This is a genomic window from Nocardia sp. NPDC127579, from assembly GCF_042672005.1.
Taxonomy (GTDB): Bacteria; Actinomycetota; Actinomycetes; order Mycobacteriales; family Mycobacteriaceae; genus Nocardia.
Genome location: NZ_JBHXVZ010000005.1, coordinates 363,275 through 378,201, shown reverse-complemented (window position 1 = coordinate 378,201; position 14,927 = coordinate 363,275). Strand labels below are relative to the sequence as shown.

The following is a 14,927-nucleotide window of genomic DNA, read 5'->3' as shown; positions in this document are numbered from 1 at the left end:
TCTGCCCGCGCGGCGATTCCCGGACCCGCGATGCCCTAGTTGCGTGGTGGCACCATGACCCAGGGCTCGATGCCCGTGCCGAGCAGGTCGGCCACCCGCAGCAGCGGGTCGACGTACGGGCCCATCGCTTCGGGGTGGACGAGTTTCCCGGGGTAGTGCGCCAGGAGCTGGTTGCCGTCGATGGTCCACTGCGGCACCAGGTTCGCCAGGTGGGCATCGATCAGCGGCCGGCCGATCAGCTGGTGCGCCCAGTACGGGTCGCGGGCGATCACCCGGAATCGACTGTCGAACACCGGGTTTCCGGTGGCCGTGGGCTTGTCGCCGAACAGTGACCGGCCCATCTGGGAGAGCAGCCCGCGCGTGACCACGCCGATCGGCGGGTGCGGGGTCCGCAATTGCACCACCGCCGCGATGAAGTTGTGCGTGGTGGTCGATGTGCTGCCGTTCGAGTCGGTGGAGGAGGTCTGGTAGTAGTAGTGCGCCACGCTCACCCAGCGGTCGCGGACCATCCCGGTCACCATCCAGCGCACGCCGCGCGCGTTCGCACCGGGCATCCGCGTCGTCCACATCGTGCGTGGGCGCTCCTCGTACCGCCATCCGTGCAGATGCGCCCAGCGCATCCGCGCCTCTCGGCGTTTGCGTTCGGCGGCCAGTTGCACGGGGATCAGCACGGCGGCGAGTACGAACGGTGCCGCGCACAGCAGTCCGAGGATCAGTGGTCCGGTATCCATCGCATCCTCCTTCGCGGTCGCGGTCCCATGGTGTCGAATCGGCCTTGCAGGATTCTTGTGGCGCACCGGGACCGATCGAACCGGCGGCTATTGTGCGGCAATGACCCTGCTGTTGCTGGCGCTGGCCATCGTCTCCGAGATCACCGCCACCATCTCCCTGAAGATCTCCGAGGGCTTCACCAAACTGGTGCCCTCGATCGTGGTGGTGATCGGCTACTGCGCGGCGTTCTTCTTCCTGTCGCAGGCGTTGAAGCGCGGCATGAGTATCGGTGTGGCCTACGGCATCTGGTCGGCGATCGGGGTCGCGGCGGTCGCCACCATCGGCGCGCTATTCCTGGACGAGCGTCTTACCCTGGTCCAGATCGGCGGCATCGGCCTGGTGATCCTGGGTGTGCTGGCCCTGGAACTCGGTGGGGCACACTGAAACCACTTTCGGTGAATCCGCCCGGCGGACAAGCGGGTGCTCGTACGATCGGGCGATGGACTGGTCGTTTGGTTGACAATGCCGTCGGAAGAACCGCCACCCGATCCCGCTGCCGCCGTGCTGGAAGCCCGCGGGCTGGTCAAACACTACGGCGGCGTGGAAGCTCTGCGCGGTGCCCACTTCCAGGTGCGCGCCGGTGAAGTCGTCGCTCTGATCGGCGACAACGGAGCCGGGAAGTCGACCCTGGTCAAATGCCTGTCCGGCGCCGAGCAACCCGACAGCGGCCGGATTCTGCTCGACGGAAAGCCCGTCACTCTCGACACACCCACCGCCGCACGCAAACTCGGCATCGAAACCGTCTACCAGGATCTCGCCGTCGCGCCCGACCTGGATCCCGCGGCCAACCTGTTCCTCGGCCGCGAACTACTGCGCGGCGGACTGGCGGGCCGGCTCGGCATGCTGGACCGGACCGCGATGCGAACTCGAGCGGTGGACCACTTCCAGCGTCTCGGCGTCACCCTGCAGCGCACCGACGTACCGATCGGAAGCCTCTCCGGCGGGCAGCGGCAGAGCGTCGCGGTCGCCCGTGCCGTCATGTGGGCCAGCAAGGTCGTGTTCATGGACGAGCCGACCGCCGCGCTCGGTGTGGTGCAACGAGAACGTGTGCTCGAGGTCATCCGCCGGGTCCGTGCTGAAGGTGTCGCGATCGTGCTGATCAGCCACAACATGCCGGAGGTGCTGGCCGTCGCGGACCGGATCGAGGTGCTGCGGCTGGGCCGCCGCGTCGCCCGATTCACCGCCGCGGAGGCCACGTTGGAGCAGCTGGTCGCCGCCATGACGGGCGCGCTGTCGCACGAGGAGGCCCAGTGAACGCCGAACGCACTGTCCTGCAACGGTTGCTGGGCGCCGGTACGGTGTGGATCGGTGTGGTGCTGGTCGGGCTGTGCCTGGTATTCGGCGTGCTACGTCCCGAGGCGTTCGCGACCCGCTTCACCTTTCAGACCCTGCTCATCGAAACCTCGGTGCTGCTGGTGCTTTCGGTCGGCATGACGTTCGTGATCATCACCTCCGGCATCGATCTGTCGGTCGGCATGGTGCTGATCTTCGCGGGCGTGATCGGTGCGAGAACCATGGAGTGGCTGAGCCCGAACCAGGACGCCACCGGCGCGGGCTGGGGCCTGATCGGCCTCGGCCTGCTGGGATCGGTTGCGGGCGGCGGTATCTGGGGGCTGATCAACGGGCTGCTGGTGGCCAAGGCCAAGCTGCCGCCGCTGATCGTCACGCTCGGATCGTTCGGTGCGGCACTCGGTGCGGCGCAACTGATCACCGGCGGCGTCGACACCCGCACCGTGCCCGACAAGCTCAGGGACACACTGGGATTCGGCACCTCGCTCGGCGGCGTGCCGAACCTGGTCCTGGTCGCCACCGTGGTGACGGTGCTCGCCGCCTGGGTGCTGCACACCACCCGGTTCGGCCGCTACACCTACGCCATCGGCTCCAATGCCGAAGCCGCGCGTCGCTCGGGCATCTCGGTGACCCGGCACCTGGTGCTGGTGTATCTGATGACCGGATTGCTCGCCGGGCTGGCCGGTTTCATGAACCTGGCCTACTTCGGCACCACCACCATCGGCGGGCACACCACCGACAACCTGGACGCCATCGCCGGCGTGGTGATCGGCGGTACCAGCCTGTTCGGCGGGGTCGGGTCCGTGGTGGGCACGGTGATCGGCGTGTTCATTCCATCGGTGTTGAAGAAGGGGTTCGTGATCGTGGGCGTGCCGGTGTTCTGGCAGCCCATCGCGGTGAGTGTGGTTCTCGTGGCGGCGGTGTGGTTCGACCAGGCCCGCCGTCGGGCACGGGACCGGAAATAGGGGTCCGTAGCAACAAGGAGGTGCGAGGATGCGGAATCGACTCGGGATGGTGTTCGGTGCGGTGGTCGCCGGGGTGCTGGTGGCGGGTTGCACCGGGAACGTGGGTGATTCGGGTGGCGGCGACAGGAAGAAGCTGGTCCTGATCCCAGGTGTGGCCGACGAACCGTTCTACATCTCCATGCAGTGCGGCGCCGAGGCGAAAGCCGCGGAACTGGGCTACTCGATCGATACACAGGCGCCCACGAAATTCGATGCGGCACAGCAGACTCCGGTCCTCAGCGGGGTGGTCGCCAACAAGCCCGGCGGCATCCTGATCGCCCCGACCCACGCCACCGCCATGGCCGGCCCGATGAAGCAGGCGCGCAACGCCGGGATCGAGATCATCGAAGTCGATACCGCGCTCGACGACACCTCGATCGCCCAGTCCTCCATCGCCTCGGACAACACCGCGGGCGGTGAACTTGCCGCGCGCACGCTGGCGAAACTGATCGGCGAGCGAGGACCCGTACTGGTGATCAACACCAAGGCGGGCACGTCCACCACCGATGCCCGGGCGCAGGGATTCGAGTCGGCGGTCAAGGCGTTCCCCGGCATCACCGCACTCGGTGTGCAGTACAACAACAACGAGGCCGCGCAAGCCGCGTCGATCGTCACCGCGACCCTCGCGGCACATCCCGACCTCGCCGGAATCTTCGCCACCAACCTGAGTTCCGCCGAGGGAGCGGCGACCGGGCTGCGGAACGCGAACAAGCTCGGTCAGGTCAAGCTCGTCGGATTCGACGCCAGTCCCAAGCAGGTCGAGGATCTGAAGGCCGGGACGGTGCAGGCGTTGATCGCCCAGGACCCGGCGAGCATCGGAGCGCAGGGCGTGCAGCAGGCGGTGGCCGCGATCGAAGGCAAGCCGGTCACCCGGACCCTGCGCACCGAGATGGTGGCGATCACGCAGTCGGATATGGCGGCGAACGAGAAGTATTTCTACAAGCGGAAGTGCTGAGGCGCCTAGTCTTCGACTCGCACGCCGTATCCGGCGTCTCGCAGCGCCCGCAACACCTCGCCGCGATGATCCGGACCCCGCGTCTCCAGCGTCAGCGCCACCTCGACCTCATTGACCGCCAACCAGGTTCCCGTCCGCGAATGCGCGACATCGACGACGCTCGCCCCGGTCTTGCCCACAACGGTGAGCAGACTGCTCAGCGCCCCGGGCAGATCCGCGATCGTGATGCGCAACTCCAGGTAGCGCCCCGCCGCGCTCAACCCGTGCCCGATCAGCCTGGTCAGCAGCAGCGGATCGATATTCCCACCGGAGAGGATCGCGCACACCGGGCCGCGCAACGCCAATTCCGCAGGGGGACAACTCATCAGAGCTGCCACCGCGGCAGCGCCCGCCGGTTCGACGATCAGCTTGGCGCGTTCCAGGCACAGCAGCAGCGCCTTCGACAGCGCTTCCTCGTCGACGGTCAGGATGCTGGAACCGTGCGCCGCGACATGCGCGAACGGGACTTCGCCCGGTAGCCCCACCGCGATACCGTCGGCCATGGTCGACATACGGGCCACCCGCACCGGCTTCCCGGTCGACAGTGATTCCGGCCAGGCCGCGGCCTCCGCCGCCTGCACCCCGATCACCCGCACGTCCGGCGCCAGATAGTGCAGCGCGATCGCCACACCCGCCAGCAGTCCGCCGCCGCCGGTGGGCACCAGCACCGTCCCGACCTCGGGCAGCTGCTCCAGGATCTCCTGGGCCACGGTCGCCTGACCGGCCACGATATCCGGGTGATCGAAGGGGTGGATCAGCGTCGCCCCGGTCCGCAACGCGAAATCCCGGGCCTGATCCAATGCCTCGTCCACCGTCGCGCCCACCTGCCGCACCTGCGCCCCATACGCCTTGGTGGCCGCCAATTTCGGAATCGACGCACCCACCGGCATGAACACCGTCGACTCGATTCCCAGCGAACTCGCCGCCCACGCCACCCCCTGCGCGTGATTGCCCGCACTCGCCGCCACCACCCCGCGCGCCCGTTCCGCCTGCGACAGATTCGCGATCCGGTTGTAGGCTCCTCGCGGCTTGAACGACCCCGTCCGCTGCAAGTTCTCGCATTTCAGGAAGACCTCGGTCCGCACCCGCTCCGACAGCACCCGCGACGCCACCACCGGAGTCCGCCGTATCACCGGCGCCAGCCGCCGCGCCGCCGCCTCGATCTGCCCGAACCCAACCAGCTGCATCCGCCCATGCTCCCACCCGCACCCCCCATTCGTCCCACGACTCCACCCCCCAATTCCGGCAGGTGCCGCACAGCGAGAGTGCATCGCAACGTGACCGATTCATCTCGATCGCCCGCGCCGCCCGATGGGTGTCCCCGAGCCACCCAGCCATTCCGTGACACGTCGCCGACGGTCGAACCGATCGGAAGACTGTGCCGAGCGGTGTTACTCGGTTGCTGTGCGGTCGATGCTCGGGGGGTCTCGCGAGGGTATTGAGCGGTGATGCTCAGGACAGGAGGGAGGGGAGAGCCGCGAGAGTGGTGATGCGATGGATATCGGATGGGGTGGGGGCGTGGCTGGTGGTGCCGCGGTCGAGCCAGATGGGGGTGAGGCCGGCGTCGCGGGCGCCGAAGGCGTCGATATCGAGGCGGTCTCCGACGTAGGCGACGGCCGACGGCGGCAGGTCCAGCCTGGTGCAGGCGGCGTGGAACGCGGCCGCGGCGGGTTTCGCGTGGCCAAGTTCGTCGGCGCACAGCACCGCCTCGAAATGCGAACGGATACCCAGGGTTCGGAGCTTGCGCTCCTGATTGGCCACCGAGGAGTTCGACAGCACGGCCTGCCGGAACCGCGGTGCGAGCGCGGCGAGCGTCGCCGCCGCGTCAGGGAACAGCTCCCAGCACGCCTGGTAGTGCTCGATATAGCGGTTGAACCAGGCATCGGCCTCGGCATCGGTGAGTTCCGTCTCGAGGAAGACCCGCGCGCGGCACCGCCGATGCTCGAAGATATCCACCTCCCCGGCCAGAAACCGAGCGAACTCGGCCTCCATCACCGCCTGCCACCGCTCGACCGCCGCCTCAACCCCACCGTGCGCCTCGAGCAGCCCCTCCACCTCGAGATGCCGCACCACCCCGGCTCGATCCGACCCCGAATAGTCGAACAAAGTGTCATCCACGTCCCACAACACCGCCCGCACAACCACCCCACCGACCTTACGCACCCACTCAGCCCGCGGACCCGACATCACACCGCCTTTGCCGACTGCGCACACCCGACTGCGTGTGCGCAGTCGGGTGCACGGGACTGTCGGGAGAACGGCTCTGTCTTCTTTTCGGCTCTGTACCACTCGCGGTGGTGGTGACCGCGGCGGAGTCAGGCCAGCAGGATCCGGTGCCGGAGTAGGTCGAATCCGGGTCGGACTGTTGTGGGCGGTGCTTCGGCTGCCTCGGGATCGGTGGTCGGATCAGCCGAGGTGGTGTTGGTCAGGGTGCGGGGCATTGTCCGGCGGGCCGACGCGATGCTGGCCGAGCTGGACGGTGCGCAAGTGGATGTCGTTGGGGATTCGCCGGTTCGGAGGGAGCAGGCGGGATGCGGAGTAGGGCCGCCCCGGCGTGGTGGGGCGATGGGGGTGGCGGCAGGATGGTGCGCCGTGGAGCAATCGGTTGTCTCGGTCGATGTGGTGGCGCTGCGCTTCTGGGCGTCGGACAGCTCGGTCACCGTGGGGATCGCGGCGCGCGAGCATGAACCGTTCACGGGGGAACTCGCGCTGCCCGGAGTGCTGCTCGGGCGGGGGGAGCGGCTGGCGGTGGCGGCGCGGCGTGCGGTACACACCAAACTCGGGGTACCGGAGGCGGCGATCGGCGCGGTCGGTCAGTTGGTCACCTTCGATGAGCCGAATCGTGATCCGCGCGGTCCCACCCTGTCGATCGCGATGTGGGCGGTCGTGGGCGAGCACGAGGGCCCGGCCGGGTGGGTGCCGTTCGACGACGTGCCCCCGCTCGCCTTCGACCACGAGCGCATTCTCGAGGTGGCCCGCGGCTATCTCGCCCGCCTGTTGTGGAAGGACCTGCCGTTCACCCGCGCACTGATCGGCTCGGACTTCCCGGCCACCCGCGCGGTGGACCTCGCGACCACGCTGCTCGGCATCCGCCCCGACCCGGCCAACCTCAACCGCACCCTCGCCGCCATCCCCGGCCTCCACCGAACCACCGAACGCCGCCGCACCAAGGCCACCGGCCGCCCGGCCGCGGTCTGGGCGTTCGAGTAACCCGCCATTCGAGCTGCTCGAGTGCTGTCCGGCCGTACGAGCGCTGGCGTTCAGCCGCGTGATCTGTGTCCGACCGATCGTTTCGTGCGCCGGGGATCGCTTCCGGACAGCCGAGGCAGGTCGCTCGGTGTCCTGCGGGGCCTTCGGCCGATGTCCGTCAGCCACGCGGTGCGTACATGATGATCGCCACCCCCACCAGGCAGATCGCCGCCCCGAGGTAGTCCCATCGGTCCGGATGGAAGCGGTCGACGATCATGGCCCACGCCAGCGATCCGGCGACGAACACGCCGCCGTAGGCGGCGAGGATCCGCCCGAAATTCGGATCGGGTTGAAAGGTGGCCACGAAACCGTAGGCCCCGAGCGCGACCACCCCGGCTGCGATCCACAGCGCTCCCTTCTCCTCGCGCCAGCCCTGCCAGATCAGCCAGGCGCCGCCGATCTCGGCGAGCGCGGCCAGTGCGAACAAGAGAAGCGAACGGGCAATGATCACCGGCTGAAGCTACCGCCAGTGCCGAGGGTACGAACGGTCCGGCATGGCGGGTAGTGATGGTCTTGCTATACGCATCAGCGCACGAATCGGCGACCGCGACCGCGGCCTCGCCGCGCACCTGGCACGCCCTGCGGCCGATCCTGGGCATCGCCTGGCGTTCACCGGCCCGGCGCCCGGACTAAAGTGGTGATCTGGGCGGTTGCAGCGTCGGATAGGGTGTTGCGATCCAGGCGCGGAGAGGCGGTGGCATGGCTCAACACTTGGGCGAGGCGAATGTCGGGCAATCGGCATCGTCGGCGCCGTCGAACGGTGCCCCGACCCCGGCCGATATGCCGACCACCAAGCCGGGCGCCGAACCGCCGGCCCGGGCCGCGACCGCCGCGGTTCCCACCTCCGCCTCGCGCAGAGTCCGGGCGCGTTTGGCGCGCCGGATGACCGGTCAGCGCGGCATCGCCGCGGTCAAACCGGTGCTCGAGCCGCTGGCGTCGGTGCACCGCGAGCTGTACCCCAAGGCGAATCTGACGCTGTTGCAGCGCGCCTTCGACGTCGCCGACGAGCGGCATGCGCACCAGTTCCGCAAATCGGGCGATCCGTACATCACGCATCCGCTGGCGGTGGCCAATATCCTGGCCGAGCTGGGCATGGACACCACCACGCTGGTCGCGGCGCTGCTGCACGACACCGTGGAGGACACCGGCTATTCGCTGGAGCAGCTGACCAACGATTTCGGTCAGGAGGTCGCGCACCTGGTCGACGGCGTCACCAAGCTCGACAAGGTGAATCTGGGCGCCGCCGCCGAGGCCGAGACCATCCGCAAGATGATCATCGCGATGGCCCGCGACCCGCGCGTGCTGGTCATCAAGGTGGCCGACCGCCTGCACAATATGCGCACCATGCGGTTCCTGCCGCCGGAGAAGCAGGCGAAGAAGGCCAAGGAAACGCTGGAAGTGATTGCGCCGCTGGCGCATCGGCTCGGCATGGCCACGGTCAAGTGGGAGCTCGAGGATCTCGCGTTCGCGATCCTGCACCCGAAGAAGTACGACGAGATCGTGCGCCTGGTCGCCGACCGCGCTCCCTCGCGCGACACGTATCTGGCCAAGGTTCGCGCCGAGATCGTGAATACCCTTGCGGCATCGCGGATCACGGCGATCGTCGAGGGTCGTCCGAAGCACTACTGGTCGATCTATCAGAAGATGATCGTCAAGGGTAAGGACTTCGACGACATCCACGACCTGGTCGGTATCCGCATCCTCTGTGACGAGGTGCGCGACTGCTATGCCGCGGTCGGTGTGGTGCATTCGCTGTGGCAGCCGATGGCGGGCCGGTTCAAGGACTACATCGCCCAGCCGCGCTATGGCGTCTACCAGTCGCTGCACACCACCGTGGTCGGCCCGGACGGTAAGCCGCTGGAGGTGCAGATCCGTACCCAGGACATGCACCGCACCGCGGAGTTCGGCATCGCCGCGCACTGGCGCTACAAGGAGACGCGCGGCAAGCACTCCGGCGATACCGCCGAGGTCGACGATATGGCCTGGATGCGGCAGCTGCTGGACTGGCAGCGTGAGGCCGCCGACCCGGCGGAGTTCCTGGAGTCGCTGCGGTTCGATCTGAAGTCACCGGAGATCTTCGTGTTCACCCCGAAGGGCGATGTGATCACGTTGCCGCAGAAGTCGACTCCGGTCGATTTCGCCTACGCGGTGCACACCGAGGTCGGGCACCGCTGCATCGGCGCGCGCGTCAACGGACGCCTGGTCGCGCTGGAGCGGCAGCTCGAAAACGGTGAGGTGGTGGAGGTTTTCACCTCCAAGGCACAGAACGCGGGCCCGAGCCGGGACTGGCAGAACTTCGTGGTCTCGCCGCGGGCCAAGGCCAAGATCCGGCAGTGGTTCGCCAAGGAGCGACGCGAGGAGGCGCTGGAGTCCGGTAAGGAGCAGATCTCCAAGGAGGTCCGCCGGGTCGGGCTTCCGTTGCAGCGCTTGATGAATGTGGACGCGATGACCGCCGTCGCGCACGAACTGCACTACTCGGACATCTCCACGCTCTACACCGCGGTCGGCGAGCACCAGGTCTCCGCGCATCATGTGGTGCAGCGGCTGATGGCCCAGCTCGGCGGGATCGGCGATGTGGAGAACGAGCTCGCCGAACGGTCCACCCCGTCGACCACACCGAGCCGGCAGCGTGTCACCGGGGATGCGGGCGTGCTCATTCCGGGCGCTCCGGGCACGGTGGCCAAGCTGGCCAAGTGCTGCACGCCGGTGCCGGGTGACGAGATCATGGGCTTCGTGACCCGTGGCGGCGCGGTCAGTGTGCACCGCACCGACTGCACCAATGCCGGATCGCTGCGCGAGCAGTCCGAGCGCATCATCGAGGTCGAGTGGGCGCCGTCGCCGTCGTCGGTGTTCCTGGTGGCCATTCAGATCGAGGCGCTGGACCGTACTCGCCTGCTCTCGGACGTGACCAAGGTGCTGGCCGACGAGAAGGTCAATATCCTGTCCGCGTCGGTCGCCACCCACGGTGATCGGGTCGCGATCAGCAAGTTCACCTTCGAGATGGGCGATCCGAAACATTTGGGGCACTTGCTGAATGTGGTGCGCAATGTGGAGGGCGTGTACGACGTCTACCGCGTCACGTCGGCCACATAGCACACCGCGAAGCGGTGGTGCGTGTCGCGCGCATGAATTCGCTACTTTGCGGGTACATTCGCAGCCATAAGCGAATCCTGCGGATCCCCAGTTGCCCGGCAGCACACCGGTTTCCGGGCCCGCGCCGACTTCGCCGGAGGGTAGCGGCCGCCGATCCCGCGATCGGAAATCCGTCGCTTGCATTCCGGCGTTGCCCTGTCCTGTGTGCAGTATCCCTGCCCGATGGGTGAAATGTTTTCGCGATGGCGGCAGTCATAGCCGGGATCTGTTACCGTCGAATGCGTTTGAGGGCGTCAGGATTTACCCGCGGCAATATGGATTGATGGCGGTTCGCTATGGCCAATTACCCGGCTCGAATCACGGGGGTGCTCAGTGCACTCGCCGTCGCTGTGGCGTTCGCCGCGGCGGCCCCGGCGACCGCCCAGGCCCCCGCGCCCGACCTGGCGATCGCGGCCTGTCCGGCGCTGTACGCGTTGGGAATTCAGGGCACCGGGCAGTCCTCGCCGGACGCGGCGCCGACCATCGACACCGGCATGCTGTCCACCGTGTTCCGCCCGCTGCTGGCCAAGGCGCCGGATCCGGGCCTGGTCGAGCGGGCCTATGTCCCTTACGAATCCGGCTTCGGCGGCTTCACCGCCGGTGGCCCGGCACCCTACATCCAGTCGGTCACCGGCGGGCTGGAGCGGCTGCGCGCGATGGCACGCTCGGTCGTCGAGCGTTGCGCCGCCACGCGATTGGCGATTGTCGGCTACTCGCAGGGCGCGCATGTGGCCTCACTGTTCGCCCAGGAGGTCGGGCAGGGGCAGGGCGTCGTCGCGCCCGACAAGATCGCGGCCGTAGCGCTTTTCGGTGATCCCACGCGCAATCCGGGCGCCGCGCTGTTCCCCGGCTCGCCCGGTAGGACGACCCCGGACGCCGCCCCCGACACCGAGGGCGTGCGGGTCGCGACCGTCGCCGCGCTGAACCAGACCCCGGCCACCGGCGGCGGCATCGCCCCCGACCGCGACCAGGCCGAGAACTTCGCCGCGCTCACCGGCCGCGTCGCCAGCTTCTGCACCGCGGGCGATCTGTCCTGTGACGCACCCGAGGGCGCGCCGATCCTGCGGGCGGTGGCCAATATCGCGGGCCAGGCGCAGGTCAGCGGCGGTGATCCGATTACCGCGCTGGTCTCGGTCGCGCAGGCGCTGGCCTACACCTCGATCAAGGCCGCCTCGACGGTGGTCGAGCAGGATGTCTCGGGCAATACGCTGGCGAATCTGTCGTTGTCGCCGCGGAAGTCGATCTCCGAGCGCCTGGCCGACGCTTCCGACCCGCGGGCCCCGATCGATGTCGATGTCGACGCCTCGTTCCATGCGCTGCTCCGCGTCGGTCTCATCGGCTTGAACGCGGTGGTCACCGTGGTGAAGGCGGTGATCGACCCGGCCACCATCGCCCAGCTCGGCACCGCGGGCCTGTCCAACCCGGTCGCCGGGCTGGCGTTGCTGGGCGCCAAGCTGATCGGCGCGGTCCCGCAGCTGGTTCCGCCGACCACCATCTCGCGCCTGGTGACCCAGGCCTACGACGCCGTCGTCCAGAACGCCACCGACAACCGGGCTTTGCTCGATACCACCACGTGGGTGAAGTACTGGGACACCGTGCGGCGGCACGGCGCCTACGAGTCGGCGGCGGTCACCGCGACGGGTGATGCGCCGGTCCGTTTCGTGGCCGACTGGTTCGCCGCGGTGGCCCGCGATCTGGATGACGAGCTGGGCCGCGGCGGTATCCCGCGGAGTGTGAGTACCACGCCGACCCCCGGATTATCGGTATCGCGTACCGGCGCGTCGGCTACGCCGAACGACTCCGGTACGGGAGAATTTCCATTTGGGAACGGAGCGACCAGCGCCCCATCCAGCGGCGCTACTGATCTTGATTCGACTTCGCCGCCCGCCGCGGTACCCGGCACCCCCAGCATTGTCTACCCGTCCGTGACGAACTGAGCGCCGAGAGGTCCGAACCGATGCGACACCAGTTGCCCGGCACTGCGGGAAGGGGGAAATGTTGAAGTCGTACAAAGAGCTCTCCCAGTGGTACCCGCCGCTGGAGCCGGAGACCGGTGCCCCCGCTGTCGTGCCCGCGCGGGCCGACGAGTTCGCCGCCGATGCCGACGGTCCGGCTCAGTACCCGCACTACATTCGCGAACCCGACCCCGACGATCCGGAGGTCGCGCGGGCGCGCGCGGAGGTGCCGACCGATCTGCCCTCGCGCCGTAGCGAATTCACCGGTGGCTGGTCGGATTGGGTGGGCGGACAGGCGCCCGCCGCCGACGAGTACGACCGTGGCGCGGAGCTGGTGCAGTTCCCCTGGGGTGATGACGACGACTACGACGATCCGCCCGCGTGGCATCGTCGTCCCCGGGTGAGCCGCGGCCGGATCGTGGCCGTGCTCGTGGTCGCGGTCGTGCTGCTCACGCTGGTCGGTGCGGGCGCGGTGTGGCTGCTGAGCTCCGGCGGGGACGACAGTGCGGGCGCGCCGCGCGCGGCGTTGCAATTCACCGCGGGCAGTGCGCAATCCGATCCGGCCGCCACCTGCCCGGTCGAGCGGGCCGAGGGCATGGTGCGCAGCGCCGAGCCCGGCGGCACCGGATCGGGGCCGGAGGCGATCCTGTCGTTCCAGTACGCCTACTACGTCGAACGCGATGCCGAGCGCGCCCTCCAGGTCGTCGCGCCGGGCGCGGCCGTCTCGCCGGCCGAGGTGATCCAGCAGGGGATCGGCGCCATCCCGGCGGGCACCACGCACTGCGTGCGCGTCACCGCGCTGGCGGAGCACAGGTATTCGGTGGAGATCGCCGAGCAGCGTCCGGACGGTAGCCCGGCGACGTACAACAAGCAGACGGTCACCACCGCGGTGATCGGCGGCCGCACCCTGATCACGGGTATCGCGGCTGGATGAAGGAGAGCTGAGAGCGATGGGAGAGGACTGGAGCCGCTGGCTCGACGACACACCGGAATCCGGTGGCGCGAGCACATCCGCGCGGTCGAAGGCTCCGGTGGTGCGGTTACGGCGGAACAAGCAGGGCGGCGGGGGCGACGCGACGGACACCGGTGAGCAATTCCAGGCACAGCGCGCACCGCGCCCGATTCTGGTGGTCGGCGGCTGCGGCGGCGCGGGCACCACGACGACGGCACTGGGGCTCGCGGGCGAACTGGGGATGGGCGGCACGCCCACGGTGGCGGTCGACGCGACCGCTGCGGGCAGCGATCTCGCGCTGCGCGGCGCCGACGAGCACCTGCATCCGATCAGTCTGCAATCGTGGCTGTACGGGCGCGGCAACGACGAACCGGCGCCGCTGAAGGAGTGCCTGTCGCTGGCGACCTCGGGGATCGGTTTGCTCTGGCGCGACGCCGCGCCGCTGCGCCGCCGCGCGACCTACCTCACGGTGGCGCGCGCGGTCGACGATGCCGGGTTCACCGGTGTCTACGACGGCGGCAGCCCGATTGCCGGGCGGCAGCTCAAGCCACTGCTGGATGATTCCGATGTGGCTCTGGTGCTTGCGATCCCGGCTCGCGCCGATGCGGCGAACCGTTTGCGGGTCGCCTTGGAATGGCTCGATGACCAGTACGGTGACGCGACCGAAGGGCAGGGGAGCGGCATCGTGGGCGATACCACCATTGTCATCTCACATCAGGTTCCGGGCGCGGATTCGCGAGTAGCCGATCATTTGCGCGAGCATCTCTCCGGCTGGGTCCGCGATATTCGTGAGATCCCCTACGATCCGCATCTGGCGCGCGGGGAACTGGTCAAGCACACCGACCTGGCCCCGGAGACCCGACGAGCCTATGGGCGCCTGCTGACGGGGGTGGCATCATGACCGCCGCGATGTCGAAACTAGGTATGCGCAAGCAAACTCCGCAGCCGGCGGGTGTGGTCGCCCCGCCGGAGTCTCGCCGCGCGCCGGTGTGGGACCGTCCGGTGCCCGGGATCGGCCGCGCGCCGCTGCTGTGGCTGCTGGGCGTGCACGGTGGGGCGGGCGCCACCACCCTCGCGCACGTGCTCGCGCCCGCGGCCGACGCCAGCCGGCGCTGGCCCGGCGTCTTCGAGCGGGAATCCCCGTTCGTGGTGCTGGTGGCTCGCGAGACCATCGCGGGGCTGACCCGCGCCCATGATCTGCTGCGCCAGCACCACTTCGGCTTCGGCGGTCCCTCGGAGGTGCTCGGCCTGGTGACGGTGGCGGCCAGACCGGGCCGGATGCCCGCCGAGATCCGCCGTTACCGCGAGGTCGTCGGCTCGCTGGCCGGTCCGATGTGGCAGATCCCGTGGTACGAGGAATGGACGCTGGTGGAGGCGGACGCGCTGCCCGTGTGGACGCCGGGCGATCCGCTGCCGGAACGTAAACGCAGGATCGATCCGCTGGCGGAGGTACCGCTGGAGATGCGCGAGATCGGGGCGGATATTGTCGCCACCGTTCGCGAAAAGATCGACGCCCGTACAGCTTTCGAGGAAGGGGAGGAACCGTGAGGTCGGTCGCCGAACCTTCGGATTTCCAGAAA

The 14,927-nt window shown here is 68.6% G+C and carries 15 protein-coding genes; 11 read left to right on the top strand and 4 right to left on the bottom strand.

Going from position 1 to position 14,927, the window contains the following annotated elements; translation table 11 throughout:
* Positions 1 to 35 precede the first annotated feature (35 nt).
* Positions 36 to 731: a hypothetical protein gene (locus ACFVMC_RS19860; RefSeq protein WP_379212161.1), complete on the bottom strand. Its 696-nt coding sequence runs from the start codon at positions 729 to 731 to the stop codon at positions 36 to 38.
* A 100-nt stretch (positions 732 to 831) separates the two neighbouring features.
* Here ACFVMC_RS19860 and ACFVMC_RS19855 point away from each other — a divergent pair, with 100 nt between their 5' ends.
* The 4 genes from ACFVMC_RS19855 (at position 832) to ACFVMC_RS19840 (ending at position 4,020) form a co-directional block, all read left to right on the top strand.
* A complete protein-coding gene (locus ACFVMC_RS19855) occupies positions 832 to 1,155 on the top strand; it encodes a DMT family transporter (protein WP_379212159.1) in 324 nt (107 codons plus the stop codon).
* A 78-nt stretch (positions 1,156 to 1,233) separates the two neighbouring features.
* On the top strand, positions 1,234 to 2,025 hold the full coding sequence (locus tag ACFVMC_RS19850) for an ATP-binding cassette domain-containing protein (protein WP_379212157.1): 792 nt from the start codon (positions 1,234 to 1,236) through the stop codon (positions 2,023 to 2,025).
* Positions 2,022 to 3,026, top strand: a complete 1,005-nt coding sequence (locus ACFVMC_RS19845) for an ABC transporter permease (RefSeq protein WP_379212155.1) — start codon at positions 2,022 to 2,024, stop codon at positions 3,024 to 3,026. Before ACFVMC_RS19850 ends, ACFVMC_RS19845 begins: the two co-directional genes overlap by 4 nt.
* A gap of 28 nt (positions 3,027 to 3,054) precedes the next feature.
* Positions 3,055 to 4,020: an ABC transporter substrate-binding protein gene (locus ACFVMC_RS19840; protein ID WP_379212153.1), complete on the top strand. Its 966-nt coding sequence runs from the start codon at positions 3,055 to 3,057 to the stop codon at positions 4,018 to 4,020.
* A 5-nt stretch (positions 4,021 to 4,025) separates the two neighbouring features.
* Here the strand turns inward: ACFVMC_RS19840 and ilvA are convergent, their stop codons facing one another.
* Together ilvA and ACFVMC_RS19830 are read right to left on the bottom strand one after the other, a co-directional pair.
* Entirely contained in the window at positions 4,026 to 5,246 is a 1,221-nt protein-coding gene (gene ilvA, locus ACFVMC_RS19835; RefSeq protein WP_379212151.1) for a threonine ammonia-lyase, read from the bottom strand.
* A gap of 265 nt (positions 5,247 to 5,511) precedes the next feature.
* Positions 5,512 to 6,246, bottom strand: a complete 735-nt coding sequence (locus ACFVMC_RS19830) for an HAD family hydrolase (RefSeq protein WP_379212149.1) — start codon at positions 6,244 to 6,246, stop codon at positions 5,512 to 5,514.
* A 405-nt stretch (positions 6,247 to 6,651) separates the two neighbouring features.
* Between ACFVMC_RS19830 and ACFVMC_RS19825 the strand changes: the two genes are divergently transcribed.
* Positions 6,652 to 7,269 (top strand): NUDIX hydrolase, encoded by a 618-nt coding sequence (locus ACFVMC_RS19825; RefSeq protein WP_379212148.1) that lies wholly within the window; start codon positions 6,652 to 6,654, stop codon positions 7,267 to 7,269.
* A gap of 157 nt (positions 7,270 to 7,426) precedes the next feature.
* On the opposite strand, the gene ACFVMC_RS19820 is transcribed toward ACFVMC_RS19825, so the two are convergent.
* A complete protein-coding gene (locus ACFVMC_RS19820; protein ID WP_379212146.1) occupies positions 7,427 to 7,759 on the bottom strand; it encodes a YnfA family protein in 333 nt (110 codons plus the stop codon).
* A gap of 56 nt (positions 7,760 to 7,815) precedes the next feature.
* On the opposite strand from ACFVMC_RS19820, the gene ACFVMC_RS19815 reads away from it, so the two are divergent.
* The 6 genes from ACFVMC_RS19815 (at position 7,816) to ACFVMC_RS19790 (ending at position 14,895) form a co-directional block, all read left to right on the top strand.
* Positions 7,816 to 7,941, top strand: coding sequence for a hypothetical protein (locus tag ACFVMC_RS19815; protein ID WP_379212144.1), 126 nt, complete (start codon positions 7,816 to 7,818; stop codon positions 7,939 to 7,941).
* Between the two features lie 147 nt (positions 7,942 to 8,088).
* Positions 8,089 to 10,401, top strand: a complete 2,313-nt coding sequence (locus ACFVMC_RS19810; RefSeq protein ID WP_379212442.1) for a RelA/SpoT family protein — start codon at positions 8,089 to 8,091, stop codon at positions 10,399 to 10,401.
* A gap of 365 nt (positions 10,402 to 10,766) precedes the next feature.
* Positions 10,767 to 12,377, top strand: a complete 1,611-nt coding sequence (locus ACFVMC_RS19805) for a cutinase family protein (protein ID WP_379212142.1) — start codon at positions 10,767 to 10,769, stop codon at positions 12,375 to 12,377.
* A 58-nt stretch (positions 12,378 to 12,435) separates the two neighbouring features.
* Positions 12,436 to 13,329 (top strand): hypothetical protein, encoded by an 894-nt coding sequence (locus tag ACFVMC_RS19800; protein WP_379212141.1) that lies wholly within the window; start codon positions 12,436 to 12,438, stop codon positions 13,327 to 13,329.
* Positions 13,330 to 13,345: 16 nt separating this feature from the next.
* The gene (locus ACFVMC_RS19795; RefSeq protein WP_379212139.1) at positions 13,346 to 14,248 is read left to right on the top strand and encodes a MinD/ParA family protein; all 903 of its coding nucleotides are present in this window, start codon (positions 13,346 to 13,348) and stop codon (positions 14,246 to 14,248) included.
* Complete coding sequence (locus ACFVMC_RS19790) at positions 14,245 to 14,895, top strand: hypothetical protein (protein WP_379212138.1); 651 nt, start codon at positions 14,245 to 14,247, stop codon at positions 14,893 to 14,895. The genes ACFVMC_RS19795 and ACFVMC_RS19790 overlap by 4 nt, the downstream gene beginning before the upstream one ends.
* Positions 14,896 to 14,927: the final 32 nt, after the last annotated feature.